General features: G+C 65.0%; 19 protein-coding genes and 1 pseudogene. 9 read left to right on the plus strand and 11 right to left on the minus strand.

Going from position 1 to position 20952, the window contains the following annotated elements; genetic code table 11:
• Window positions 1-187 precede the first annotated feature (187 nt).
• From J2S97_RS14995 to J2S97_RS15005, 3 genes are all read right to left on the minus strand, one after another.
• On the minus strand, window positions 188-997 hold the full coding sequence (locus J2S97_RS14995) for an IclR family transcriptional regulator (RefSeq protein ID WP_307050742.1): 810 nt from the start codon (window positions 995-997) through the stop codon (window positions 188-190).
• 87 nt (window positions 998-1084) lie between these two features.
• Window positions 1085-2341, minus strand: coding sequence for an aminopeptidase P family protein (locus tag J2S97_RS15000; protein ID WP_307050743.1), 1257 nt, complete (start codon window positions 2339-2341; stop codon window positions 1085-1087).
• 60 nt (window positions 2342-2401) lie between these two features.
• Window positions 2402-3805, minus strand: coding sequence for an MFS transporter (locus tag J2S97_RS15005; RefSeq protein ID WP_307050744.1), 1404 nt, complete (start codon window positions 3803-3805; stop codon window positions 2402-2404).
• Between the two features lie 507 nt (window positions 3806-4312).
• Here J2S97_RS15005 and J2S97_RS15010 point away from each other — a divergent pair.
• From J2S97_RS15010 to J2S97_RS15025, 4 genes and pseudogenes are all read left to right on the plus strand, one after another.
• Window positions 4313-4703: pseudogene (locus J2S97_RS15010) on the plus strand (amino acid permease); the annotation flags it as partial.
• Window positions 4704-4823: 120 nt separating this feature from the next.
• Window positions 4824-5963 carry an S-(hydroxymethyl)mycothiol dehydrogenase gene (locus J2S97_RS15015; protein ID WP_307050745.1) on the plus strand — a complete coding sequence of 380 codons (1140 nt, stop codon included), beginning with the start codon at window positions 4824-4826 and terminating at the stop codon, window positions 5961-5963.
• Entirely contained in the window at window positions 5960-6580 is a 621-nt protein-coding gene (locus tag J2S97_RS15020; protein WP_307050746.1) for an MBL fold metallo-hydrolase, read from the plus strand. Before J2S97_RS15015 ends, J2S97_RS15020 begins: the two co-directional genes overlap by 4 nt.
• 11 nt (window positions 6581-6591) lie before the next feature.
• Window positions 6592-8901: an FdhF/YdeP family oxidoreductase gene (locus J2S97_RS15025; RefSeq protein ID WP_307050924.1), complete on the plus strand. Its 2310-nt coding sequence runs from the start codon at window positions 6592-6594 to the stop codon at window positions 8899-8901.
• Here the strand turns inward: J2S97_RS15025 and J2S97_RS15030 are convergent.
• Window positions 8898-11054, minus strand: a complete 2157-nt coding sequence (locus J2S97_RS15030) for an amylo-alpha-1,6-glucosidase (protein ID WP_307050747.1) — start codon at window positions 11052-11054, stop codon at window positions 8898-8900. The two genes, J2S97_RS15025 and J2S97_RS15030, sit on opposite strands and share 4 nt — an antisense overlap.
• Before the next feature lie 274 nt (window positions 11055-11328).
• Here J2S97_RS15030 and J2S97_RS15035 point away from each other — a divergent pair, with 274 nt between their 5' ends.
• On the plus strand, window positions 11329-11616 hold the full coding sequence (locus J2S97_RS15035) for a hypothetical protein (RefSeq protein WP_307050748.1): 288 nt from the start codon (window positions 11329-11331) through the stop codon (window positions 11614-11616).
• Between the two features lie 46 nt (window positions 11617-11662).
• On the opposite strand, the gene J2S97_RS15040 is transcribed toward J2S97_RS15035, so the two are convergent.
• The 3 genes from J2S97_RS15040 to J2S97_RS24005 form a co-directional block, all read right to left on the minus strand.
• Entirely contained in the window at window positions 11663-12778 is a 1116-nt protein-coding gene (locus J2S97_RS15040) for a sigma-70 family RNA polymerase sigma factor (protein WP_307050749.1), read from the minus strand.
• Window positions 12779-12964: 186 nt separating this feature from the next.
• Window positions 12965-13198 (minus strand): hypothetical protein, encoded by a 234-nt coding sequence (locus tag J2S97_RS15045; RefSeq protein ID WP_307050750.1) that lies wholly within the window; start codon window positions 13196-13198, stop codon window positions 12965-12967.
• A 235-nt stretch (window positions 13199-13433) separates the two neighbouring features.
• Complete coding sequence (locus J2S97_RS24005) at window positions 13434-13784, minus strand: DNA-directed RNA polymerase subunit alpha C-terminal domain-containing protein (protein WP_373460567.1); 351 nt, start codon at window positions 13782-13784, stop codon at window positions 13434-13436.
• A 250-nt stretch (window positions 13785-14034) separates the two neighbouring features.
• Between J2S97_RS24005 and J2S97_RS15050 the strand changes: the two genes are divergently transcribed.
• Entirely contained in the window at window positions 14035-14667 is a 633-nt protein-coding gene (locus J2S97_RS15050) for an RNA polymerase sigma factor (RefSeq protein WP_307050751.1), read from the plus strand.
• A gap of 55 nt (window positions 14668-14722) precedes the next feature.
• On the opposite strand, the gene J2S97_RS15055 is transcribed toward J2S97_RS15050, so the two are convergent.
• The 4 genes from J2S97_RS15055 to J2S97_RS15070 all read right to left on the minus strand — a co-directional run bounded on the left by J2S97_RS15055 (window position 14723) and on the right by J2S97_RS15070 (window position 18104).
• Window positions 14723-14911 (minus strand): YegP family protein, encoded by a 189-nt coding sequence (locus J2S97_RS15055; protein WP_307050752.1) that lies wholly within the window; start codon window positions 14909-14911, stop codon window positions 14723-14725.
• A 296-nt stretch (window positions 14912-15207) separates the two neighbouring features.
• Complete coding sequence (locus tag J2S97_RS15060) at window positions 15208-16020, minus strand: IclR family transcriptional regulator (RefSeq protein WP_307050753.1); 813 nt, start codon at window positions 16018-16020, stop codon at window positions 15208-15210.
• A 163-nt stretch (window positions 16021-16183) separates the two neighbouring features.
• Window positions 16184-16756 (minus strand): GNAT family N-acetyltransferase, encoded by a 573-nt coding sequence (locus J2S97_RS15065; protein WP_307050754.1) that lies wholly within the window; start codon window positions 16754-16756, stop codon window positions 16184-16186.
• Between the two features lie 49 nt (window positions 16757-16805).
• Window positions 16806-18104, minus strand: a complete 1299-nt coding sequence (locus J2S97_RS15070) for a helix-turn-helix transcriptional regulator (protein ID WP_307050925.1) — start codon at window positions 18102-18104, stop codon at window positions 16806-16808.
• 186 nt (window positions 18105-18290) lie between these two features.
• Between J2S97_RS15070 and hxlB the strand changes: the two genes are divergently transcribed.
• The 3 genes from hxlB (at window position 18291) to J2S97_RS15085 (ending at window position 20766) form a co-directional block, all read left to right on the plus strand.
• Window positions 18291-18893 (plus strand): 6-phospho-3-hexuloisomerase, encoded by a 603-nt coding sequence (gene hxlB / locus J2S97_RS15075; RefSeq protein WP_307050755.1) that lies wholly within the window; start codon window positions 18291-18293, stop codon window positions 18891-18893.
• Window positions 18894-18954: 61 nt separating this feature from the next.
• On the plus strand, window positions 18955-19578 hold the full coding sequence (gene hxlA / locus J2S97_RS15080) for a 3-hexulose-6-phosphate synthase (RefSeq protein ID WP_307050756.1): 624 nt from the start codon (window positions 18955-18957) through the stop codon (window positions 19576-19578).
• A 591-nt stretch (window positions 19579-20169) separates the two neighbouring features.
• Window positions 20170-20766 (plus strand): hypothetical protein, encoded by a 597-nt coding sequence (locus J2S97_RS15085; protein ID WP_307050757.1) that lies wholly within the window; start codon window positions 20170-20172, stop codon window positions 20764-20766.
• The last annotated feature ends 186 nt before the right edge of the window (window positions 20767-20952 follow it).

Raw genomic sequence — 20952 nt, forward strand, 5'->3', positions numbered from 1 at the left:
TCATCTCAAATGAAGGAGTGTCGCCGAAGAACCCGCAGGAAGTGAGAGAGCGTCCGGGTTTGGGCGGCAGAAGTGAGAGAGCGTCCGGGTTTGGGCGGCAGGAAGTGAGAGAGCGTCCGGGTTTGGGCGGCAGGAAGTGAGAGAGCGTCCGGGTTTGGGCGGCGGGAAGTGAGAGAGCGTCCTGGGGTCAGGCCGGGGCTGGGGATGCGCCGCCGAGGCGGGCCGTGACGCGGTTCGCGGCTGCCTTGCAGGATTCCCCGAGGCTTTGCAGCGTGTCCGGGGAGACCCGGAAGCGCGGCGCCGGGATGAGGACGGCCGCTACGATGTCGCCTCGGTGATCGAAGACTGGCGCGGCCAGGCCCACCTCGTCCAGTGAGGACTCGCCGTAGTTGATGGCCCAGCCGCGCCTGGCGACGTCATCAAGCCGGATCAGGTAGGCCTCGAGGCTGGTGTCGTCCAGGCCTGGATAGGAAATTTCGCCGCTCTTGAGCAGCACGCGTACGCGTTCGGCCGGTTCGGCGGCGAGGAAGACCTGGACGGAGGCGCTGAGGGCGTCGTTGTATCGGGCGCCCAGCGGGGTGGTGTGCTTGATCTGGTGATGGCTGGCGATCTGTTCCACGCACATCGATTCGGACCCGTTCCACACCATGAGGGCGCTGGTTTCCCCGGTTTGCTCCGTGAGTTCGCGCAGGACGGGATACGCCACGCGCCGCTCTTCGAGTTCGGCCAGCAGAGGCCCGGCGACAGCGATGAGGCCCAGGCCCAGGCGGAACCTGCGGGTCTCCGGGTCGCGCTCCACCAGGTGTTCCTGTTCGAACGTGGCCAGGATGCGGGAGACGGTGCTCTTGTGCAGGCCAACGCGGTTGGCAATCTCCGTGACGCCGAGCAGCGGCTCGTCCGCGGTGAAGCTTCGCAGGACTGCGATGGCGTTGACGATGACGGACGTGCCCTTGGCGTCGCCGTTGCTGCTGGTTTCGGGAGCTTCTGCAGAGGTCATGGTGTCCACCATCATTCCGTATGTAAGCCGTCAAGCGGCGCCACGGATGAGGTGGCGCCGCTTAGACAGAGACAGGCCGTGGTGCTGTTATGCCCCGATGATGTTGTATTCCGGACCGAACGGGAACTTGGTGATGTTCTCCGCGCCGTCTTCGCCGACCACCAGGATGTCGTGCTCGCGGTAGCCGCCGGCACCGGGCTGGCCGTCCAGGACCGTGATCATCGGTTCCATCGAAACCACCATGCCGGGCTCAAGTACGGTGTCGATGTCCTCGCGGAGCTCCAGCCCGGCTTCCCGGCCGTAGTAGTGGCTGAGGACGCCGAAGGAGTGCCCGTAGCCGAAGGTGCGGTTGGCCAGGAGGCCGTGGCCGACGTAGATCTCGTTCAGTTCGGCGGCGATGTCCTTGCAGACTGCGCCGGGCTTGATGAGTTCGAGGCCGCGCTTGTGGACCTCTACGTTGATGTTCCAGAGTTCCAATGAGCGCGCATCCGGTTCGCCGTAGAACAGGGTGCGTTCCAGGGCCGTGTAGTAGCCGGAGGTCATGGGGAAGCAGTTCAGCGACAGGATGTCGTGCTCCTGGATCTTGCGGGTAGTGGCCCAGTTGTGCGCGCCGTCCGTGTTGATGCCGGACTGAAACCATACCCAGGTGTCCCGGATCTCCGAGTCCGGGAACGTGCGGGCGATCTCGTGGACCATGGCCTCCGTTCCGATCAGCGCCACTTCGTATTCGGTGATCCCGGCGGTGATGGCGTTGCGGATGGCCTCGCCGCCCAGATCGCCGATGCGCGCTCCGTGCTTGATGACCGCGATCTCCTCGGCGGACTTGATCATCCGCTGGCGCATTGCAGCCTGGGCCACATCGACGAGGGTTGCGGAGGCGAAGGCGGCCTGGATCTTGTTGCGGTTGTCCAGCGGCAGCGAGTCATCCTCGACGCCGAGGCGGCGCGGGTTGATGCCGCGGGTGCGCAGGACTTCCTGGATGGCGAAGATGTAGTTGTCCCGGCGCCAGTCCGTGTAGACGATGTTGTCGCCGAAGCTCCGGCGCCACGGCATGCCGGCGTCGATATTGGCCGTCACGGTGACGGTGTCATCCTTGGTGACCACCATGGCGTAGGAGCGGCCGAAGGTGGTGAAGAGGAAGTCGGAGTAGTACTTGATCGAGTGGTAGCTGGTCAGGACGACGGCGTCCAGGTCCTTCTCTGCCATGATCCGGCGCAGGCCGGCGAGGCGGCGCTCGAACTCCGTATCGGAGAATGTCAGCGTGACCTTTTTGCCGTTCTTGAGGACCTTGAGTCGCTCCAGTTCGGCGACGGACGTTGCGTTCTCGGATGCTGTGGTGGTCATTGTGGTGGTGCCTTTCTGTGGTGCAGTTACTTGTATTGGGAAGAAGCGGAAGAAAGTCTTCTAGTCGTGGCGCAGCGGTTCTTTGCAGGTTTCCTTAGAGAGCGCGACGGCGATCAGGGAGATGGTTGCCGCAGCGACGAGGTACCAGGCCGGAGCCAGATCGCTGGCGGTGGCGGCGATCAGGAGCGTTGCCATGAACGGTGCTGTGCCGCCGAAAAGGGCGTTGGAGAGGTTGAAGCTGACCGCGAAGCCGCTGTAGCGGACACGGGTGGGGAACATCTCGGCAAGGAAGCTGGGGAGCGTCCCGTCGTTGAGCGTGAGCATGGCGCCCAGCAGGACCTGGACCAGGACGATCACCAGGAAGTTCCCGGTGCCCAGCAGGGCAAATGCGGGCACGGTCAGCACGATGAAGGTGATAGAGGCGCTGATAAGCACCTTCTTGCGTCCGTAACGGTCAGAGAGCATTCCGGTGAGGAAGATGAACCCGATGTACGTCAGCAACGCGATGGTGGTGGCCAGGAATGATTCGGTCTCACCGAGGCCCAGCTCTGAGGACAGGTAGGTGGGCATGTAGCTGAGGATCACATAGAAGCCGACGGCGTTCAGCAGCACGGCTCCGACGGCCTGCAGCAGCTGCCGCCAGTGGTTCCGGAACAGGCTGGAAACTGGCGCCTTGACAGCCTCCTCCTCCGCTGCCATTTCGCGGAACACCGGGGTGTCTTCCAGCTTGGTACGGATGTAGCGTCCGATCAGTCCCATCGGGGCAGCCAGCAGGAACGGCAGGCGCCAGCCCCAGCTTTGCATCGCGTCGGAACTGAGCAGGACTGTCAGCAGGCCTGCCATCAGGGAGCCAAGAAGCAGGCCTGCTGCGGTGCTCGCGGGAACCACCGCGGCGTAGAGGCCGCGCCTGTTGGCGGGGGCGTACTCGACCAGGAAGGCCGACGCTCCTGCGTACTCCCCTGAGGCTGAAAAACCCTGCACGACCCTGATGATCAGAAGCAGGATCGGAGCCCAGATGCCGATTATGTCGTAGCCCGGTATGAGAGCTATGCAGAAAGTCGCTCCGGACATGATCAGGATGGAAAGGGAGAGAGCGGTCCGCCGGCCCACCCTGTCACCTATATGGCCCCAGACGAATCCGCCGAGCGGGCGAACCAGGAATGAAATCGCGAACAGGGCAAAAGTCAGCAGCAGTCCGGTCTGGGGATCTGATTCAGGAAAAAAGACCGTTGCGATCGTTACAGCCAGGTAGCCGTAAACGGCGTAGTCGAACCATTCAACGAAGTTGCCGATGAAGCTGGCCGCGATGACCCTGCGGCGCGTTTCCCTGCTGACACCGTTGTCAGCAGGGGAGAAATTCTGGCCGCTCAACGTGCTGCGGCCAGCGCGGGGGCCTTCGTTCGCGCCATCCGGCTCCGCGCCAGGGCCTCCCGCAAGAGCGGGAGAGGAAGTGTCGTTTGTCATGTGTCCACCAAGAGGTTTTGGAGTTGCATTCAACGCAACGCTGTTGCACCAGAGTAGGCGTGACTTGTGACACAGTCAATCCCGCGTGCTTCAGATTCGTGAATTTTGCGCACGGCATCGCAACTTGGAAGCAGAGCGACGGCCTGGTTTGCAGGAATGTGTTGCACTGAAGGCGACTCTGTTGCGGGATTGAGCTTCCCAAACAAGGGTTCGTCATGATGACTCGATGTAGCACTCGGGTGGCCTGTTGACACTCCGTGTGAGGGCTGTCATATTCTCAAGTAAGCGCTATGTGCATCGTGTTGTGTAATACGCAATTCAACGGACACCGCTTCCGCAGGACGCACTGAGCACGAACCGGCTTCCCGATCAGGGGAAGGGCCGGGCGTCACGACGCCGGGTCCGCACGACGTGCAAGGCGACTTTGCAGAATGACAGAGACCGGCAACGTCGCCAGTTCCCTCTGCGAGGAGACGAAGGAACTCCCCGGACCTCAGCGACCCCAAGGTCACGGTGCGGATTCTGCGGAAGCGGTTGCTGAAGAAGTGGCCGTTACCGGACGCAGGAAGGACCAGCAACAGCACCGAGCCGGGCTTCTGCCTTGGGCAAGTGGGGGCTGCCGGTCAACATCCTGGCAGTGCTGCGGGGCGGTGCCATGACGCTCAACCTGGTCTGGCCACGCCCCGGGATCTAGAATTCGGTGCCGCCCTTTGAGTGGTACCTCCAGTGGGGAGGCGTCCTGTTCGTGGGGGCCGTCGTCGTCATCGGTGTCCTGCTGTACCGCCTGAAGATCAGGCACCGGACAGGCATCCCCGCGGGGCATGCTGCTCCCGCGACGGATGCTACCGTGGCTGGCGAACCCGTCACGCGTGATGAGGATCTCGAACCAGCCCAATAGCCATCCGTTTGGGTGCCCCTGGCCATCCCTTTGGGTAGCCGCCAGCAGGCGCCCCAGCTTCTAGTATTTGTTAGTCGGATCGGCGATATTCGTCCGATCAACGAAAGGAACACAAGCTAAATGGTTCACAAAGTCAAGGCTGTCATTGCCAAGGAAAAGAACGCTCCGGTCTCGGTTGAGACCATCCTGGTGCCGGATCCCGGACCGGGAGAGGCCCTGGTGGACATCCTCACGTGCGGTGTCTGCCACACGGACCTGCACTACAAGCAGGGCGGAATCACTGACGATTTCCCCATCCTGCTGGGCCACGAGGCCACCGGTGTGGTCAGCGCCGTCGGACCGGACGTCACTGAAGTGGCTCCCGGTGACCGGGTCATCCTGAACTGGCGCGCCGTGTGTGGAGAATGCCGCGCCTGCGCCAAGGGCCAGCCGCAGTACTGCTTTAACACGCACAACGCCACGCAGAAGATGACGCTGGAGGACGGCACGGAGCTCTCGCCCGCGCTGGGCATCGGCGCCTTCGCCGAGAAGACGCTCGTCGCCGCCGGGCAGTGCACCAAGGTTGACGAGGACGCCGATCCCGCCGCCGTCGGACTGCTCGGCTGCGGTGTGATGGCAGGCATCGGCGCCGCCATCAACACCGGTGAGGTCAAGCGCGGCGAATCCGTGGCCGTGATCGGCTGCGGCGGTGTGGGCATCGCCGCCATTGCCGGCGCAAAGCTGGCCGGTGCCACCACGATCATCGCCGTGGACATCGACGCCAACAAGGTGGAAATGGCCAAGTCGCTCGGCGCCACCCACGGCGTGGACTCCACCAAGGAAGACCCCATCGAGGCCATCCGGGCGCTGACCGGCGGCAACGGTGCCGACGTCGTGATCGAGGCTGTGGGCCGCCCCGAAACGTACAAGCAGGCGTTCTACGCCCGGGACCTCGCCGGGCGCGTGGTGCTGGTGGGTGTTCCGACGCCGGACATGTTGCTCGAGCTGCCCCTGCTGGATGTTTTCGGCCGCGGCGGGTCGCTGAAGTCCTCCTGGTACGGCGACTGCCTGCCGTCCCGCGACTTCCCGATGCTGGTGGCGCAGTACAAGCTGGGCAACCTGGACCTGGACGCTTTCGTCACCGAGCGCATCACCATCGACCAGGTGGAGGAGGCCTTCGGCAAGATGCACGAGGGCAAGGTGCTGCGTTCCGTGGTGGAAATCCGCCCGGGCACCGAGACCGTCACGCCCGCCGGCGCCGTTAGTGCGGTGTCCGTATGAGCGTCACCATCGAGAACCTGGTCACCTCGGGGACGTTTTCGCTAGACGGCGGCACCTGGGACGTGGACAACAACGTCTGGATCGTGGGAAACGAGGATGAATGCGTGATCATCGATTCCCCGCATGATGCCGAAGCGATCATCAGCCAGGTCCGCGGCCGGAAGGTCCTGGCCATCCTGCTCACGCACGCGCACAACGACCACATCGGCGCCGCGCGCGCCGTGGCGGAGGCCGTGAAGGCCCCGGTCTACCTGCACCCGGACGATCTGGTGCTCTGGGAGCAGGTCTACCCGGACGCCAAGCCGGACCGCTACCTTGCCGACGGCGACGTGTTCCAGGTGGGCGGGGCGACACTGCGCGCCCTCCACACCCCGGGCCACTCGCCGGGATCCACCTGCTTCCACCTTGAGGATGAGGGGACGGTCTTTACCGGGGACACGCTGTTCGACGGCGGCCCCGGCGCCACCGGCAGGTCCTACAGCGACTACCCCACCATCCTCACCTCCATCCGCGAACGGCTGCTGACGCTGCCTGCCAGGACTGTGGTGCGCACCGGCCACGGGGACAGCACCACCATCGGGGCGGAGCGGGAGACGCTGGCCAAGGTCAGCCAGTGAAAGGCGTGCCCATCAAGTTCGGCAGGCAGCCGGCTCCGGTTTCGGACATCAACGAGGACGAGTTGGAAGTCCATCAGCCGAAGACGCAGGCGGCCGGCGTCAAGGCCGTGATGGTGGCGCTGGAGCGTGCCGTGGCCCAGGCCGGGGTGTCCCGGACGGCGCAGTCGCTGTTGCGCCTGAACCAGCGCGGCGGTTTCGACTGCCCGGGCTGCGCCTGGCCGGAATCGGACAAGAAACGCAAGGTGGCCGAGTTCTGCGAGAACGGCGCAAAGGCCGTGGCGGAGGAGAACACCCTCCGCACGGTCGGGGCCGAGTTCTGGGCCAGGCACTCCATCGCGGAGCTGTCGGGCAAGACGGAGTACTGGCTGGGCAACCAGGGCAGGCTCAGCGAACCCGTGGTCATCCGGGAAGGGGAGACGCACTATTCGCCGATCTCCTGGGCGGACGCCTTCGAGCTGATCGGTGAACACATGCGGGCCAGCACGCCGGACCGCTGTGTCTTCTACACCTCCGGCCGCACGGCGAACGAGACTGCGTTTATGTACCAGCTGTTCGCCCGGGCCCTGGGCACCAACAACCTGCCGGACTGCTCCAACATGTGCCATGAATCCTCCGGTTCGGCGCTGAATCCGACCATCGGCATCGGCAAGGGGACCGTCTCGCTGGACGATATCCACGACTCGGAGCTGATTTTCGTGGTCGGGCAGAACCCCGGCACCAACCATCCGCGGATGCTCTCGGCGCTGAAGGAGTGCAAGGACAAGGGCGGCAAGGTGGTGGCGGTGAACCCGCTGCCCGAGGCGGGCCTGTTCAACTTCAGGGACCCGCAGACCATTTCTGGTGTGGTCGGCGGCGGCACGCCGCTGGCCGATGAATACCTGCAGATCAAGGTCGGCGGTGACCTGGCACTGTTCCAGGCCCTCGGCCACCTGCTGCTGGCGGAGGAGGAGCGGAACCCCGGCACCGTCGTCGACCGTTCCTTTGTCGAGGCGCAGACGGAGGGTTTCGACGCGTACCGCGACGCCCGCCGGGACCTGGACTGGGACGAAATCGAGAAGGCCACCGGCCTGGCCCGGAAGCAGATCGAGGATGTGGCCGGAATGCTGATCCGGTCCAAGGCCACGATCTTCTGCTGGGCCTTGGGCGTGACGCAGCAGCCGCACTCGGTGGACACCATCAAGGAACTGGTCAACGTCCTGCTCCTGCAGGGCAACTTCGGCAAACCCGGCGCCGGGGCCTGCCCGGTCCGCGGGCACTCCAACGTCCAGGGCGACCGGACCATGGGCATCTGGGAAAAACCCAAGGAATGGCTGCTCGAAGCCCTCGACAAGGAGTTCGGAATCCAGTCTCCGCGCGGCCACGGCGTTGATGCCGTGGAGACCATGGAAGCCTTCGAACGCAACGACGTTGACGTCTTTGTGTCCATGGGCGGCAACTTCTCCCTGGCCTGCTCCGACACGGAGGCCCTGGAGGCGGGGATGCAGCGGATCGGCCTGACCGTGCACGTGTCCACCAAGCCGAACCGGTCCCACGTGGTGCACGGGCGCACCTCGCTCATCCTGCCCACGCTGGGCCGGACGGACAAGGACGACAAGCACCCGGGCGGGGCCCAGTTCCTGTCCGTGGAGGATTCGATGTCCGTCGTCCACTCCACCCAGGGCAGGCTCCAGCCGGTCTCCGAGCACCTGCTCGCCGAACCGGTGATCATCGCCCGGATGGCCGACGCCACCTTCGGCGAGGACCATCCGGTCAACTGGAAGGCCATGGCCGCGGACTACGACGTGGTCCGGGACCACATCTCCCGCGTCATCCCGGGCTTCCAGGACTTCAACAAGCGGATCCGGACCAAGAACGGCTTTGTGCTGCCCAACCCGCCGCGCGATACCCGGTCCTTCAAGACGGACATCGGCCGGGGACGCTTCACGGTCAGCCCGCTGGAATACCTGACGCCGCCGGACGGCCACCTGGTGCTCCAAACGATGCGCAGCCACGACCAGTACAACACCACGTTCTACGGCCTGGATGACCGTTACCGCGGGATCTCGGACGGACGCCGGGTGATCCTGGTCCACCCGGAGGACCTCACCGAGCTCGGGTTCCAGGACCGGGACCTGGTGGACGTGGTCAGCACGTTCCGGGGGCACGACCGGCAGGCGGACAAGTTCCGTTTGGTGGCCTACCCGACGGCGAAGGGCTGCGCTGCGGCGTACTTCCCCGAGGCCAACGCCCTGGTCCACAAGGAAAACGTGGCCAGGGAATCCAACACCCCCGGCTTCAAGGCCATGTTCGTCCGGTTCGTACCGCACGAGGCTGATGCTTAGTCCTTTTTGGGCATCCTGGCCCGCTGGACCAGGTCGGCCATCCAGGGCCGGGTTCCGTGGTGGAGGACCATACCTTCGGGCAGCCCCTTGATGGTCGCGTCTGAGCCGGAAACGTCGATGGTGATCCGGCCGCCCGCCATGGGCGCGTTGGTGATGTGGAGGTCCCCGTAGGATTCCGGAAGTACGGGGTCCATCCACAGCCCGCCCTCGGAAACGTGGGGGTTGTAGCGCATCAGGTTCGTCACGAGGTAGATCGGTGTGGTGGCTGCCCATGCCTGCGGCGAACACGCCGTGGGGTAGGGCACGGGAGCGGTGAAGTGCTGCCGGTCGAAGCCGCAGAACAGTTCCGGCAGCCGCCCCTCCGAGTACTCGGCCGCGTCCAGCAGGGCCGTGGAGATCCGCTGCGCTTCCTCCACGAACCCGTAGCGGAGGAGGCCGGCCTGGATGATGGCATTGTCGTGCGGCCAAACCGAGCCGTTGTGGTAGCTCGCGGGATTGTAGGCACCCATATCGGAGGCCAGGGTCCGCACTCCCCAGCCGCTGAACATTTCCGGGGACATCAGGCGTTCCACCACCATCGGCGCCTTGTCCTCGTCGATGATGCCGTTCCACAGGCAGTGGCCCATGTTGGAGGCGCACGCATCGACCGGACGCTTGTCGCGGTCCAGCGCTATGGCATAGTAGCCGCGCTCGGGCAGCCAGAACTGTTCGTTGAACTGCTTCTTCAGCCGGGCCGCGCGGTCCCGGAGGTCGGAGGCCAAAGCCTCGTCACCGGCGTCGTACGCCAACCACGACCGCGCCATGTACGCGCCGTAAACGTAACCCTGCACCTCGCACAACGCGATCGGTGCCTCGGCCATGCGGCCGTCGGCGAAATTGACGCCGTCCCACGAATCCTTCCAGCCCTGGTTGATCAGGCCCCTTTCGTTGAGGCGTGCGTACTCGACGAACCCGTCGCCGTCGCGGTCCCCGTATTTCCGGATCCATTCCATCGCCCGGTCCGCATGGGGCAGCAGGGCGGCAATGGTGTCCGCGGCAAATCCCCAGCGGCTCACCTCGCCGAGGACTATCACGTACAGCGGCGTAGCGTCGACGCTGCCGTAGTAGGCCGATTTTCCGCCCAGCGCCAGCCCGCTGGAGACGTCGAGCCGGACTTCGTGGAGGATCTTGCCGGGCTCCTCCTCGCTCATCAGGTCCACCGTGCTGCCCTGGCGGTCGGCCAGCGTCTGCACGGTGCCCAAAGCGAGGGACGGGTCCACAGGCATCGACATGATGGAGGCAAACAGTGAGTCGCGTCCGAACAGCGTCATGAACCAGGGCGCGCCGGCGGCCACGACGATCCGGTCCGGGTGGTGCGGATCCTCAATCCGTAGGGCACCCAGGTCGTCATAGCTGCGGCGGATGGTCCGTTCGATCGAGCGGTTGCCCATGTGCAGCACTGGGATCTTGGACACCCAGGCCTGCCGGCGGAGGTCGCGCGGGGACATTTCCCCGGCTGCCGTGTGGGCGAACGGCGCAGCGGGGCCGGCGCCGTCGACCTTGGGCACCACGCTGACCCAGGTGCTCCACTCTCCGTGAGGCGGGATGACCGTCCGGTAGGTCAGGGCCTCCGGTTCGATGTCGGCGCCACCTGCGTTGACGACGACTCCCTTCCGGACGTCTTGCCACGTAGCCCGGATGGTCAGCGTGTCACCGTCCGGCTCGCGGCTCTCTTCCCAACGCCGCTGGATCCTTGCCTCCTTGACCTCGAAGAGATCCGCGAAATCAGCTCCGACGCTCAACTCCACCACGCACTCGGCGGCATCAGCGGAGTAGTTCATGACCGTGATCTCCTCCAGGATTCCCGCACCCAGTTCACGCAGCCGCTCCACGATCAGCGGGCTGTCCGCATATCCGTCCGAGCGGGGAACCCGGCCGGCAAACCGTGCACGGTACGGCTCCTTCGTCTCCGCCGCCAGTGGTTCGATGGACTGGCCGTTGACCGTCAGGTTCCAGCGGGACAGGATCCGGGTGTCTTCATGGAAAACCCCGTGCGGGTGTTCCGGATGGATGTCTCCGTTGGCCGAGGAAATACAGAATGATGACCCCTCCACCAGGGTGACCGTCCCGGACCCCAACGGGCCGGCAGCTGTATCCGCGTTCCATCCGGCCATCGCCGACTCCTTCAATGGATTGACACCGCTGAGGCGGCGCCCGGCCGCAATTGTGGCCCGGCCACAATCCAGTGACCACACTCCAGCGACGCCGCCCATTGTCTGTGTAAAAGACGCTACGCCTAGCTGCACCGCGATGCCAGAGCGGACTCATGCCCGGGTCTTGAGCCAATCCTTGCAATGGCTTGAGCCGATGCTGAGCCACTTTCGCGACACTCGAAGGGAACAGTTCAAGGAAGATCTTGTCCGCGCACTGGGGATGGTGAAGGTCCGCATGGAAAATATTCAAGCCGGTGAGAAACTGCTGGGCGAAGCCCTGGCGCGCGCCGCCGTCCAGCTGCTGAGGCAGAGCCCGGAGTACCGGAGGCGGGCCCTCCACTACCTGAAGCACGCCTGGAAGGTGTACTCCCTGTCGCGGGTCCTGGCCAAAGCCCTCGAAGACTCCAGGGAGGCCTCCAGCTGGCCCGGCGACCGGCTTCAGGTCGGCACGTATATGTCTGAACGGGTCGAAAAGGTCACCAAGCTCATTCAGCGTGAAGCCAAAACCTACGCGGCGGGCTAGCCGAAGAAAACCTACAGGCGGTCTGGCGCCATATCTGCAAATAGCATTATTGGGATGACCGGGTCCCTGCCCGCAACTGGAGGTAATCCGGGGCGGCGGCTGAACGGTGCACGCATCCGACGGATGTTCCGTAAGGGCCGCAGCCACCGAGGCGGCCGGGGGGTTCCAGCTCGGGTGTTGCAGTGTTCGGTGCTGCCGGCAGGACCATGAGCACGACGACCGCCGCCGATGCGCCAATCGCTTTCAGTCCTTGGAAGAGCGTACGTGCAACGTCAGCAGAATCATTGATGGTCTCCGCAATGCTGCCCAAGGGGAAACGGGGCTGGGATGACAGGACTTCGAGGATCCGGACAGCGGTGAGTGGCGAGAGCACCGCCGGCAGGAGGCCCGGATTCAGGAGTCCCCGCATCCTGGAACGGACATCACGCAAACCCTGGAGCGCCCCGCGGCAGTCCCGGCACGTGCGGAGGTGTCCGTCGACTTTGGCCTGGCTCGCCGCTGTGGTGCGGTCGAGAGCATATTCGGTCAACATCCGCAGCATGGAGTCACAGCCGCGGCTTTCGGAGTCGCGCAGATATACCAGGAGGTAGGCCTGGCGAAGCCCTTTGCGAGCACGCCGGAGGAGGGCAGAGAGTGCGTTGGGGGCGATGTCGAGAAGCGGCGCGGCCTCGCGCGGCTTCAGTCCTTCAATCTCGACATACCAAAGAACTCTTTGCCAACGAAGGGGGAGGGTCGCGAAGGCCTCCGCGACGAAGTCGTGCTCCCGGGAGCTGCTGGGGAGCCCGTCTGTGTTCTGACCGTCAGCCAGCTCGGTGATTCGCCCTGACGGATGCTCTGCGGACGAATGGCGGTCGGATGCCGCAGTGCGGACAGCCCTCAGGAGATAAGGCCTGACCGGGCCGTCCGGCCCTTTTCCGCGTCGCATTGCAGTCAGGGACTTGAGGAAGGCCGTAGCGGCGAGGTCCTCTGCATCATGTGGAGATCTGCTCAGGGCGTTGGCATAAGCCAGGGCCGGTTCCCAGTGGGTTCTGAACAATTCCAGAACGGCCCCGGTCTTGCCTTCCCGGCAGTCCTGTACGAGCCTCGCTTCAGCTTCAGCTTCAGCGTCGGCGGCTCCCGTACCCGCCGACGCGCCGTCCGGCGGGGATGCGGTGGCCTTCACAGTACTGCCCGGCACGCGGACGCGAGACGTGATTGACGGCAAACTGTGGACATAGTGACTCCGGGCGGACGACTAATTTCCTGGTGACGCGGGATGTGGTAACGCTCACATAATCACCGAATGAAGCGTCCAATGCGTTTTGGTCATAAAAAACATGAACAAGTCAGCACGTGACGGTGGCGGCCTCTACTCGCGGTGCTCGGCGCCCGAGGGGGCCTTGCTGTCCTCGCGGTCGATCGAAGCCAGCAACCGGTCCAGGGACCGCAATACCCCGCCGGTGCACCGTAGGGTGAGAACTGGGTCGACCGGGCTTGATCCGGCACTGGTTGCGGCAAGATAGTCAGCCCACTCACGGTTCAGATTCTCGAACTCCCGCCGGCCCACCGACACGGTCAGCCGCCCATCAGGTCCTTCAGACATACCGATCACCCCCCATTGCCGCGCACGCTGATTGGTCCACATTTTACCGGTCAGCGGCGGTCCGGCTTCTCGACAGGCCCGGAGCTCCCGTGCAGGAACGGCCGGCCGCAGTTGCGTTGCTGCCAGCCGCAAACGAATCGCCGGCCACGATCTGTCAGCTTGCAATCGTTTCGTGAGGATTGTTGGACCACGCGGCCGGTACGGACCAGGGAGGACGGCGGAAAGCGGCAATACTTCACTGAACTCCGTCCGCCTCTTTCAGGACCGGCACGCCCGCCAACCATGCCTGGTGGTTCCGGGCATGCCGGCTGAGTGGACGCCTGTACCGCAACGCTCTGCCGGCAGCGGCGAGGCTTAAGTCTTCCCGCTTCAGGGCCTCCTCAATGTCCCTGATGCTGCCGATCCCGAGGCCGTGAAACTCGTTCCTCAGATCCTGCCGCGAGCGTGCAATCAGCTGTCCGATGGTGTTCACGCCGTGTCGGGCAAGGCCGTTTGCTGCCCGTGCAGGCAGGCGCAGTTCAGATATCGGACGTGCCTGCTGCAGCTCAACGGAACGCGTTGACAATGTCCTCTGGCCCTCCGGCATTACAAGAATCCTCCCGCAATAATCAGGGTCCCGCCGTGACGGCGGAATCACACGGAGTCTTAACCGTGCTGCCCGGGGTCCGTGACGGAGCACCTACGGGCCGGACCCCAAAGGCCCGAACTTGCCACCCACTGCAAACGCTTTCACAACAATTTTGGTTTCCGCGTCATGAAACAGGCTCGCCCGCGGTAAATGGTGTGAGGCGCTTGCGGTGCGTTCTCGCTTTTTCGCATCGAGGGCAGGCAACCACATGGAAACAATTGATCACGTTTCACAGGGGGGCGGGCATCTGCGCCGTGCAGCATCCGAGGAGGCATCCGGCGGCGTCCAGGGCGATGAATCGGATTTGATTGCCGGCGTCCGGGCCGGGGACGCAGGGTCCATGGCGGTGCTGTACGAAAAGTATCGCGAGCCGGGGCTCCGGTTCATCCGGAGTCTAATGTCCGGCGCCCAGGAGTCCGAGGATGTGCTCCATGACGCTTTCGCGAAGGCTGTTGGCGCGATCAGGAACGGATACGGGCCCACGGAGGTGTTTGGCCCGTATCTGAGCACCGCAATCCGTTCCGTCGCAATGACGTTCTGGAACAAACGTGGTCGTGAGCAACCGGCACCCGACGAAGACCTGGATCCGGGACCTGTCGACGACCAGCGACTCGAGACGGTCCTGACTGTGTTCGAGCAGGAACACGTCGCGGCCGCGATGCGTTCCCTGCCGGAGCGGTGGCGGATGGTGCTCTGGTACGCCGAGGTCATGGGCGAGAAGCCACGAAACATAGCGCCGATCCTGGGCCTGGAACCCAACGCGGTGTCCGCATTGCTAATCCGTGCCAAGGCTGGGCTGCGCGCCGCGTACGAGCAACAGAGCGGATCGGAACTGAGTTAGGTTCGCCGGCTTGGATTGATTCGCTGGCTCGGATTGATCCGGGCGAAAATTCTCGTCAGGCTGTGCCCGTGCGGTCCACTATGCCCCCGGTGACTGCTGCTTCCCGCACGGCCCAGATCCCGGCAATGGCGACGTCCTCGTACGCGTAAGCCTCCGAGGTGAGCATCACCTCACCATCGTCTGCGACCAGTCGGAACCTGAAGCAGTCTTCCGCGTCCATATACAGTTCGAACAAAGCGGCCATGGGTCGTTCTCCTAACGTAATGCGAATCCTTCACGACGCAGGGTCTTAACCGCATGGAGGGGTGATCGTGACGGCAGCAGCCGCCCCGGTGACCCTGTTTAAACCCAAGAACGACGGCGACACTCCGGACCCGCCGGGGTGTCGCCGTCGTTCTGGCGCAAAAGAGGTCAGGACGGTGCGCAGGGAGCGTCAGCCGCGCAGCCGCTCCATTCCGGGGTCGAACAGAGGCTCGGCCGTGACACGTTCGACCGCGATGCCATCCTCCGCGGAGGGCAGCAGCCCGGCTGGATACTCGATCACCGGCCTCCGGTGTAGCCCATCTTTGCGCTGATCTGCAGGCCCGCCTGTTTCAGTGCCTCGAGGAGTCCCGGCGCCTTCTCCGGATCGAAGCGGAAGGCCGGGCCGGAGATGCTGACTGCCCCGATGACCGCACCCAGATGGTTGTACACCGGCACGGACATGGAGTTGAGTCCGATTTCGAACTCCTCCCGGACCACTCCATAGCCCTCGCGGGCGACGACGAGGAGCTGGGTCTCGAGCTTGTTCCTGTTGGTGATGGTCCGAGGTGTCCGGGCCGGAAGCCCGGTCTCCTTCAGCACGCGGTCACGCTCATCCGCGGACAGCGCTGCCAGCAGGACTTTCCCGCTTGAGGTCGCGTGGAGCGGCGTGAGGCTGCCCACCCAGTCGTAGGTGGCCAGCGTTGACGGGCCCATGGCCTGGTCCACGTTGACTGCGTAATTGGAGCGCAGGACGGCGAGGTTCACCGTCTCCTTGAATTCCTCAGCCAGGCTTTCCAGTACGGGCCGGGCCTCGCGGACCAGGCTGAGCCGCCCGGGGATGGAGCTTGCCAACCTCAGGATGCCGAACCCCAGCTGGTACTTTCCGCGGTCGCTGTTCTGGTGGACCATTTCCCGGGTTACCAGCGAACCAAGCAGGCGGGAGACGGTGGACTTGTGGATGCCCATCTCTTCGGCGATTTCACTCACGCCGGCATGGCCGTCACGCGCCAGGATTTCCAGGACCGCCAGGGCCCGGTCCACTGACTGGACGCCGCCGTGCTGGCCTGACTCCGCATCGACGTCGGATTCGGGGTCATTCTTCGAAGCCATGATCCATACTCTCAAGTAGTTTCTGCGGCTTGCTTACCTGCCACCAGGCCGCTGTAGCGTCCTCTCGGTTAGTTCCGCACTTTCGATCCTATGCCGTGTGGTGTGACGGGGCCGACATTGCGTTAAGCGGTTTGACGCGCCCTGCGTACCAGCGGATGCCCGCTCAACGCAGGTCCCTCCGCATCACCACGCGGGGGAAGCCATTGATGACGGAGTCGGTGTCGGCGGCCTTGGTGAAGCCGGCCCTTTCGAAGAGCTCCCGTGTGCCCACGTAGGCCATGGTCAGGTCCACCTTCTTGCCCTGGTTGTCGACGGGATAACCCTCGATGGCAGGAGCCCCGTAGCTGCGGGCAAACTCCACCGCACCCTGCAGCAGGTGATGGGAGATTCCCTCACCGCGGTGCCCGGGCCGCACCCGGATGCACCACACCGACCACACGGCGAGGTCGTCCACATGGGGGATCTTGCGGTTGCGGGCAAAGCTGGTGTCGGCGCGCGGGTGGACGCCGGCCCAGCCCACCACCTCGTCGCCGTCGTACGCGATAACCCCGGGCGGCGGCGTCTGTTTCACGAGCTGCTTCACGAGGTCCCCGCGGTCCGTGCCGCGCAATTCCACGTTCTGCTTGGAGGGGATGCGGTAGCTCAGGCACCAGCACACGTTCGCATCGGGCCGCTTGGGCCCCACCATCGTTTTGACGTCCTCGAACTGCGTAGCCGGACGAATCTCGATCGCCATATCGTGGAGTCCCCCCTTTCCGAGTACGGTCCTGGTTCCTGTCCTGGGCCTAGCGCAGGCCGTTGCTGTGGGCCATCGCGATGGCTTCGGTGCGGGAGGAGGCGCCAACCTTCCGGTAGATGTTGCGCAGGTGGAACTTCACGGTGTTCTCGCTGATGTGCAGTTTCGCCGCGATGGCCCGGTTCCGCTGGCCGGCGGCAAGCAGCTGCAGCACCTCGAGTTCCCGCTCGCCGAGCTTCCAGTCGGAGACGTCGGCCAGGTTGCGGGCGGGCGGGTCGAGTGGGAGTGAGACGGCGACGTCGGCACCCCATCCGGGCATTACGTCCACCGACATGCTGCCGTCAAGGGCTTCGACGCGCTGGGCGAGGCGGGCCATGGTTGGTGCCGCCGCGGACAGTTCGCCGGGACCGTCGTCGCGGACGTTGACCAGGAGGTTCTCGCCGTCGCAATCCCACTGGGTGCGGATCCGGCGAACACCGGACTGGTCCACCATGGCCAGCACCAGCCCGCGGACAATCGCCCGGGCCGCGTGGGCCACTTCGCCGGGCAGGGCGCGGCCGTTAACGGGGGGTTCGATGAACTGCACGTCGATGCCGCTGAAGTTCATGAGCGGCTTCAGGTCCTCGCGGAGGCGCTGGAACGCGGTGGCAACGGGTTCCTCCACGAGTTCCGTGGTGCGGTCGCTGAGTGTGCGGAGCCCGACGAGTGCCTTGGCAGCGACGTCGGTGGCGGACTTCCGCGCTGCGTCGTCGCCCAGCGCGGGCGACCGCAATGCGGCCAGTAGGGTTTCGAGGGTGGTGGAGTGGCGGTCCACCAGTTCGGCGGTCACCCTGACTCGCTCGGCCGAGGCCGCCCGGGACTCAATGAGGTACGACGGCGGCGCGTCGGCCACCTTCTCCCGGATCCGCTCGGATGCCAGCGTCCAGAGGTACCGGAGCATCCGGTCTGCCGCCGCGTGCTGGGCTGGGTCCGGCAGGGGCTGCGGATCGGCGAGGACCAGGAGCGCGTTACTCGGGGAGGACAGGGCAAGGACGGGGCGCGGCTCGCAGCCGAGCACCGCTTCGCCCTGCCAGGAGCCCGTGCCGGCATCCCCGCCGGTGTCGTCATCGCGCAGCGACGACCGGATGTGGTCCAGTTCGGCGATGGACACGCGGCTGATGATCGACTCGTCGCCCGCCTTCTTTTGCGGGCGGCCCGTGCAGTCCTCGGTAAAGATGACCAGGGCGCTGCTGCCCAGGTAGGGAAGGGTGGCCTCCCGCAGCCGCTGGGCGATGGCGGCCAGCGGAGCCGTGGACAGGGCAGCGATGGCCTCGAGTAACGGCTGAGCTTCGCCAACAAGCCGGGGCAGGTCGGGCCGGGGGGAGGAACGGACGTCGGGAGCATCGGTGAGGGTTGCCACCTGCCCAGTTTACGACCCTCCGGAAATCTGCCTATCCCTTTGGGTAGTAAAGACTGTTCGATCATGCCGTTCGACCCACCCAGCAGGCAGGCGAGGATGAATAGGTAACAACTTTCCCGAAGGAGGTACCCGCCCATGAGCGTCATCGCAGAAGCCGATTCGGCAGCACTGGCCGACACGTCCCGGGCCTTTAGCCGCAACCGGGTCCTTGTCCAGGACGAAATCAGTGAAGTGTTCCAGCGCGTCGACCCGGCGCAGGTCGCGGCCCTGGTGACCGAGGTCAGGCTGGCTGACAGGATCTTCGTGACCGGCGCCGGACGCAGCGGCCTTGTCCTGAAAATGGCGGCCATGCGGCTCATGCATCTGGGCCTGACCGTGCATGTGGTCGGCGAGGCGACGGCGCCCGCCATCCGTGCAGGCGACCTCCTGCTCGCAGCCTCCGGTTCCGGCACCACAGCCGGCGTCGTCAAGGCGGCGGAAACAGCGGCCGGCCAGGGCGCGCGGGTTGCTGCCTACACCACCAACTCCGGTTCCCCGCTCGCGGCAGTTGCTGCCGCCGTCGTACTCATCCCGGCCGCCCAAAAGACGGACCACGGCTCGGCCCTGTCCCGGCAGTATTCGGGCAGTCTCTTTGAACAGGTGCTGTTCGCCACTACCGAAGCGGTGTTCCAAAGCCTCTGGGACGAGGACGCGGCGGCCGCCGAGGAACTCTGGCAGCGCCACGCGAACCTCGAATAGAACCCGCAGCCATCCACCCCGATCCCACCGAAACCCTTAACCCAACGAAAAGAGAACACACGTGAAACTGCAAGTCGCCATGGACGTCCTGACCGTCGAAGCCGCCCTCGAACTCGCCGGCAAAGTTGCCGAATACGTGGACATCATCGAACTCGGAACGCCGCTGGTGAAGAACGCCGGCCTGTCCGCCGTGACAGCCATCAAGACCGCCCACCCGGACAAGACCGTGTTTGCAGACATGAAGACCATGGACGCCGGCGAGCTGGAAGCCGAGATCGCGTTCAGCGCCGGCGCCGACCTGGTGTCAGTCCTCGGCAGCGCCGACGACTGCACCATCGCCGGGGCGGTCAAGGCGGCGAAGGCCCACAACAAGGGCATCGTTGTTGACCTGATCGGCGTCGCAGACAAGGTGACCCGCGCCAAGGAAGCCCGCGCCCTGGGAGCCAAGTTCATCGAGTTCCACGCCGGACTCGACGAGCAGGCTAAGCCGGGCTACAACCTGGACGTCCTGCTCAGCGCCGGCGAGGAAGCCCGTGTTCCGTTCTCCGTGGCGGGCGGCGTGAACATCTCCACCATCAACGCCGTGCAGCGCGCGGGCGCGGACGTCGCCGTCGTCGGCGGTTCCATCTACAGCGCGGACGATCCCGCCCTTGCCGCCAAGGAGCTGCGCGCCGCGATCATCTAGCAGGGTACTTCCCTCGCTGGGGCCGCGTGTTTTGCCCGCGGTTGGAGCGCACGACGGCGGTCCGCACTTTTGGTGCGGGCCGCCGCTTTGCGTTTCCGGGGCGGAGCAAGTGTCCGATGCGCTGGCGGGTGATTTTCAGCGCAGGATTCGAGTAGTGGAGGCCGTTCCCTCCGCACCAACGCCATGCCACACTTGGTGGACTATCGATTGACTGGGGGGATCCACGTCAGGAGATTGTCATGGGCATTCAGCTGCACCCCCGCACTTCGCGCTCCCGGTCGGGGGTGAGCAACTCATGATGATCGGCTGGGCTTACCTCATGGCGGCCATCATGACCGTGGACTCACTCCTGCTGGGATTGCTGCTGCTAAACATGAGGTGGCCAAAGAGCTGGAAGAGAAACGGCTGAGCCGCAGTTTCCTCAGGCGCAACAACGCGTGATCTGACCTTCCGGGGCGGCATTCACAGCATGCCGACAGGATCCGAACAGCAGCGCCATATCTTGGCGCCGCATCTTTGAGTGAAGGACGGTGCGAACCGGCCGTTCTTCCCCAAAGGGCCGTTTCAGACGGCGGATCGAGGAGACATCAGATGTCACGCATGAAGAGAATCACGCTTGGCCTTTCGGCCGGGGCATTGGCGCTAGGTGCCGGACTGGGAGTCACCGGGATGGCTTCGGCGGCCGAGACCCCAAGCCCGAGTGCCAGCGCATCGGCCGAAAGCACGGGGTCCACCGACGGATCCACCGCCGGCTCCGCAGCCACTGACAACGGAAAGCGCGGCGGCCACAAGGGCGGCGACCGGGGCCAGCTCGCCGCGGACCTGGCCACCAAGCTTGGCGTCGAGGAGGCCAAAGTGACGGAAGCCATCCAGGCCTTCCGGGAAGCCAACAAGCCTGCGGAAGGCACTGCGCGGGCCGAAGGCACTGCGCCAGCCGAAAACACCAGGCCGGACCGCTCCGCCACGGACGCCGCGCTGGCCAAGTCCCTGGCGGAGTCGCTCGGCGTCGAGGAGCCCAAGGTCACCGCGGCCCTCGAGGAAATCCGCGCGGCCGGCCAGGCCGAACGCGCGGCCGCGCTCAAGACCAGGCTCGACCAGGCCGTCACCGACGGCAAGCTCACGCAGGCCGAGGCGGACGCCGTCACGAAGGCCGTGGAAAGCGGGGTGATCGGCGGAGGCGGCCGGTAGGCTGCCAGTCGCCGGTATTGCCGAGGCGCTGGCGCAGCCGTACGCCGGTTGCAAAGCGGGCAGGATCCGGTTGAACGAAGAATCCCCTGGGCTGGAGTTCATGGCCGGGGGATTCTTCCCTTTCAGGACGCTCTCTCACTTCCTGCCGGTTTTTCTGCGACGCTCTCTCACTTCCCGCCGCCTGAG

It is taken from the genome of Arthrobacter oryzae (assembly GCF_030812315.1).
GTDB lineage: Bacteria > Actinomycetota > Actinomycetes > Actinomycetales > Micrococcaceae > Arthrobacter > Arthrobacter oryzae_B.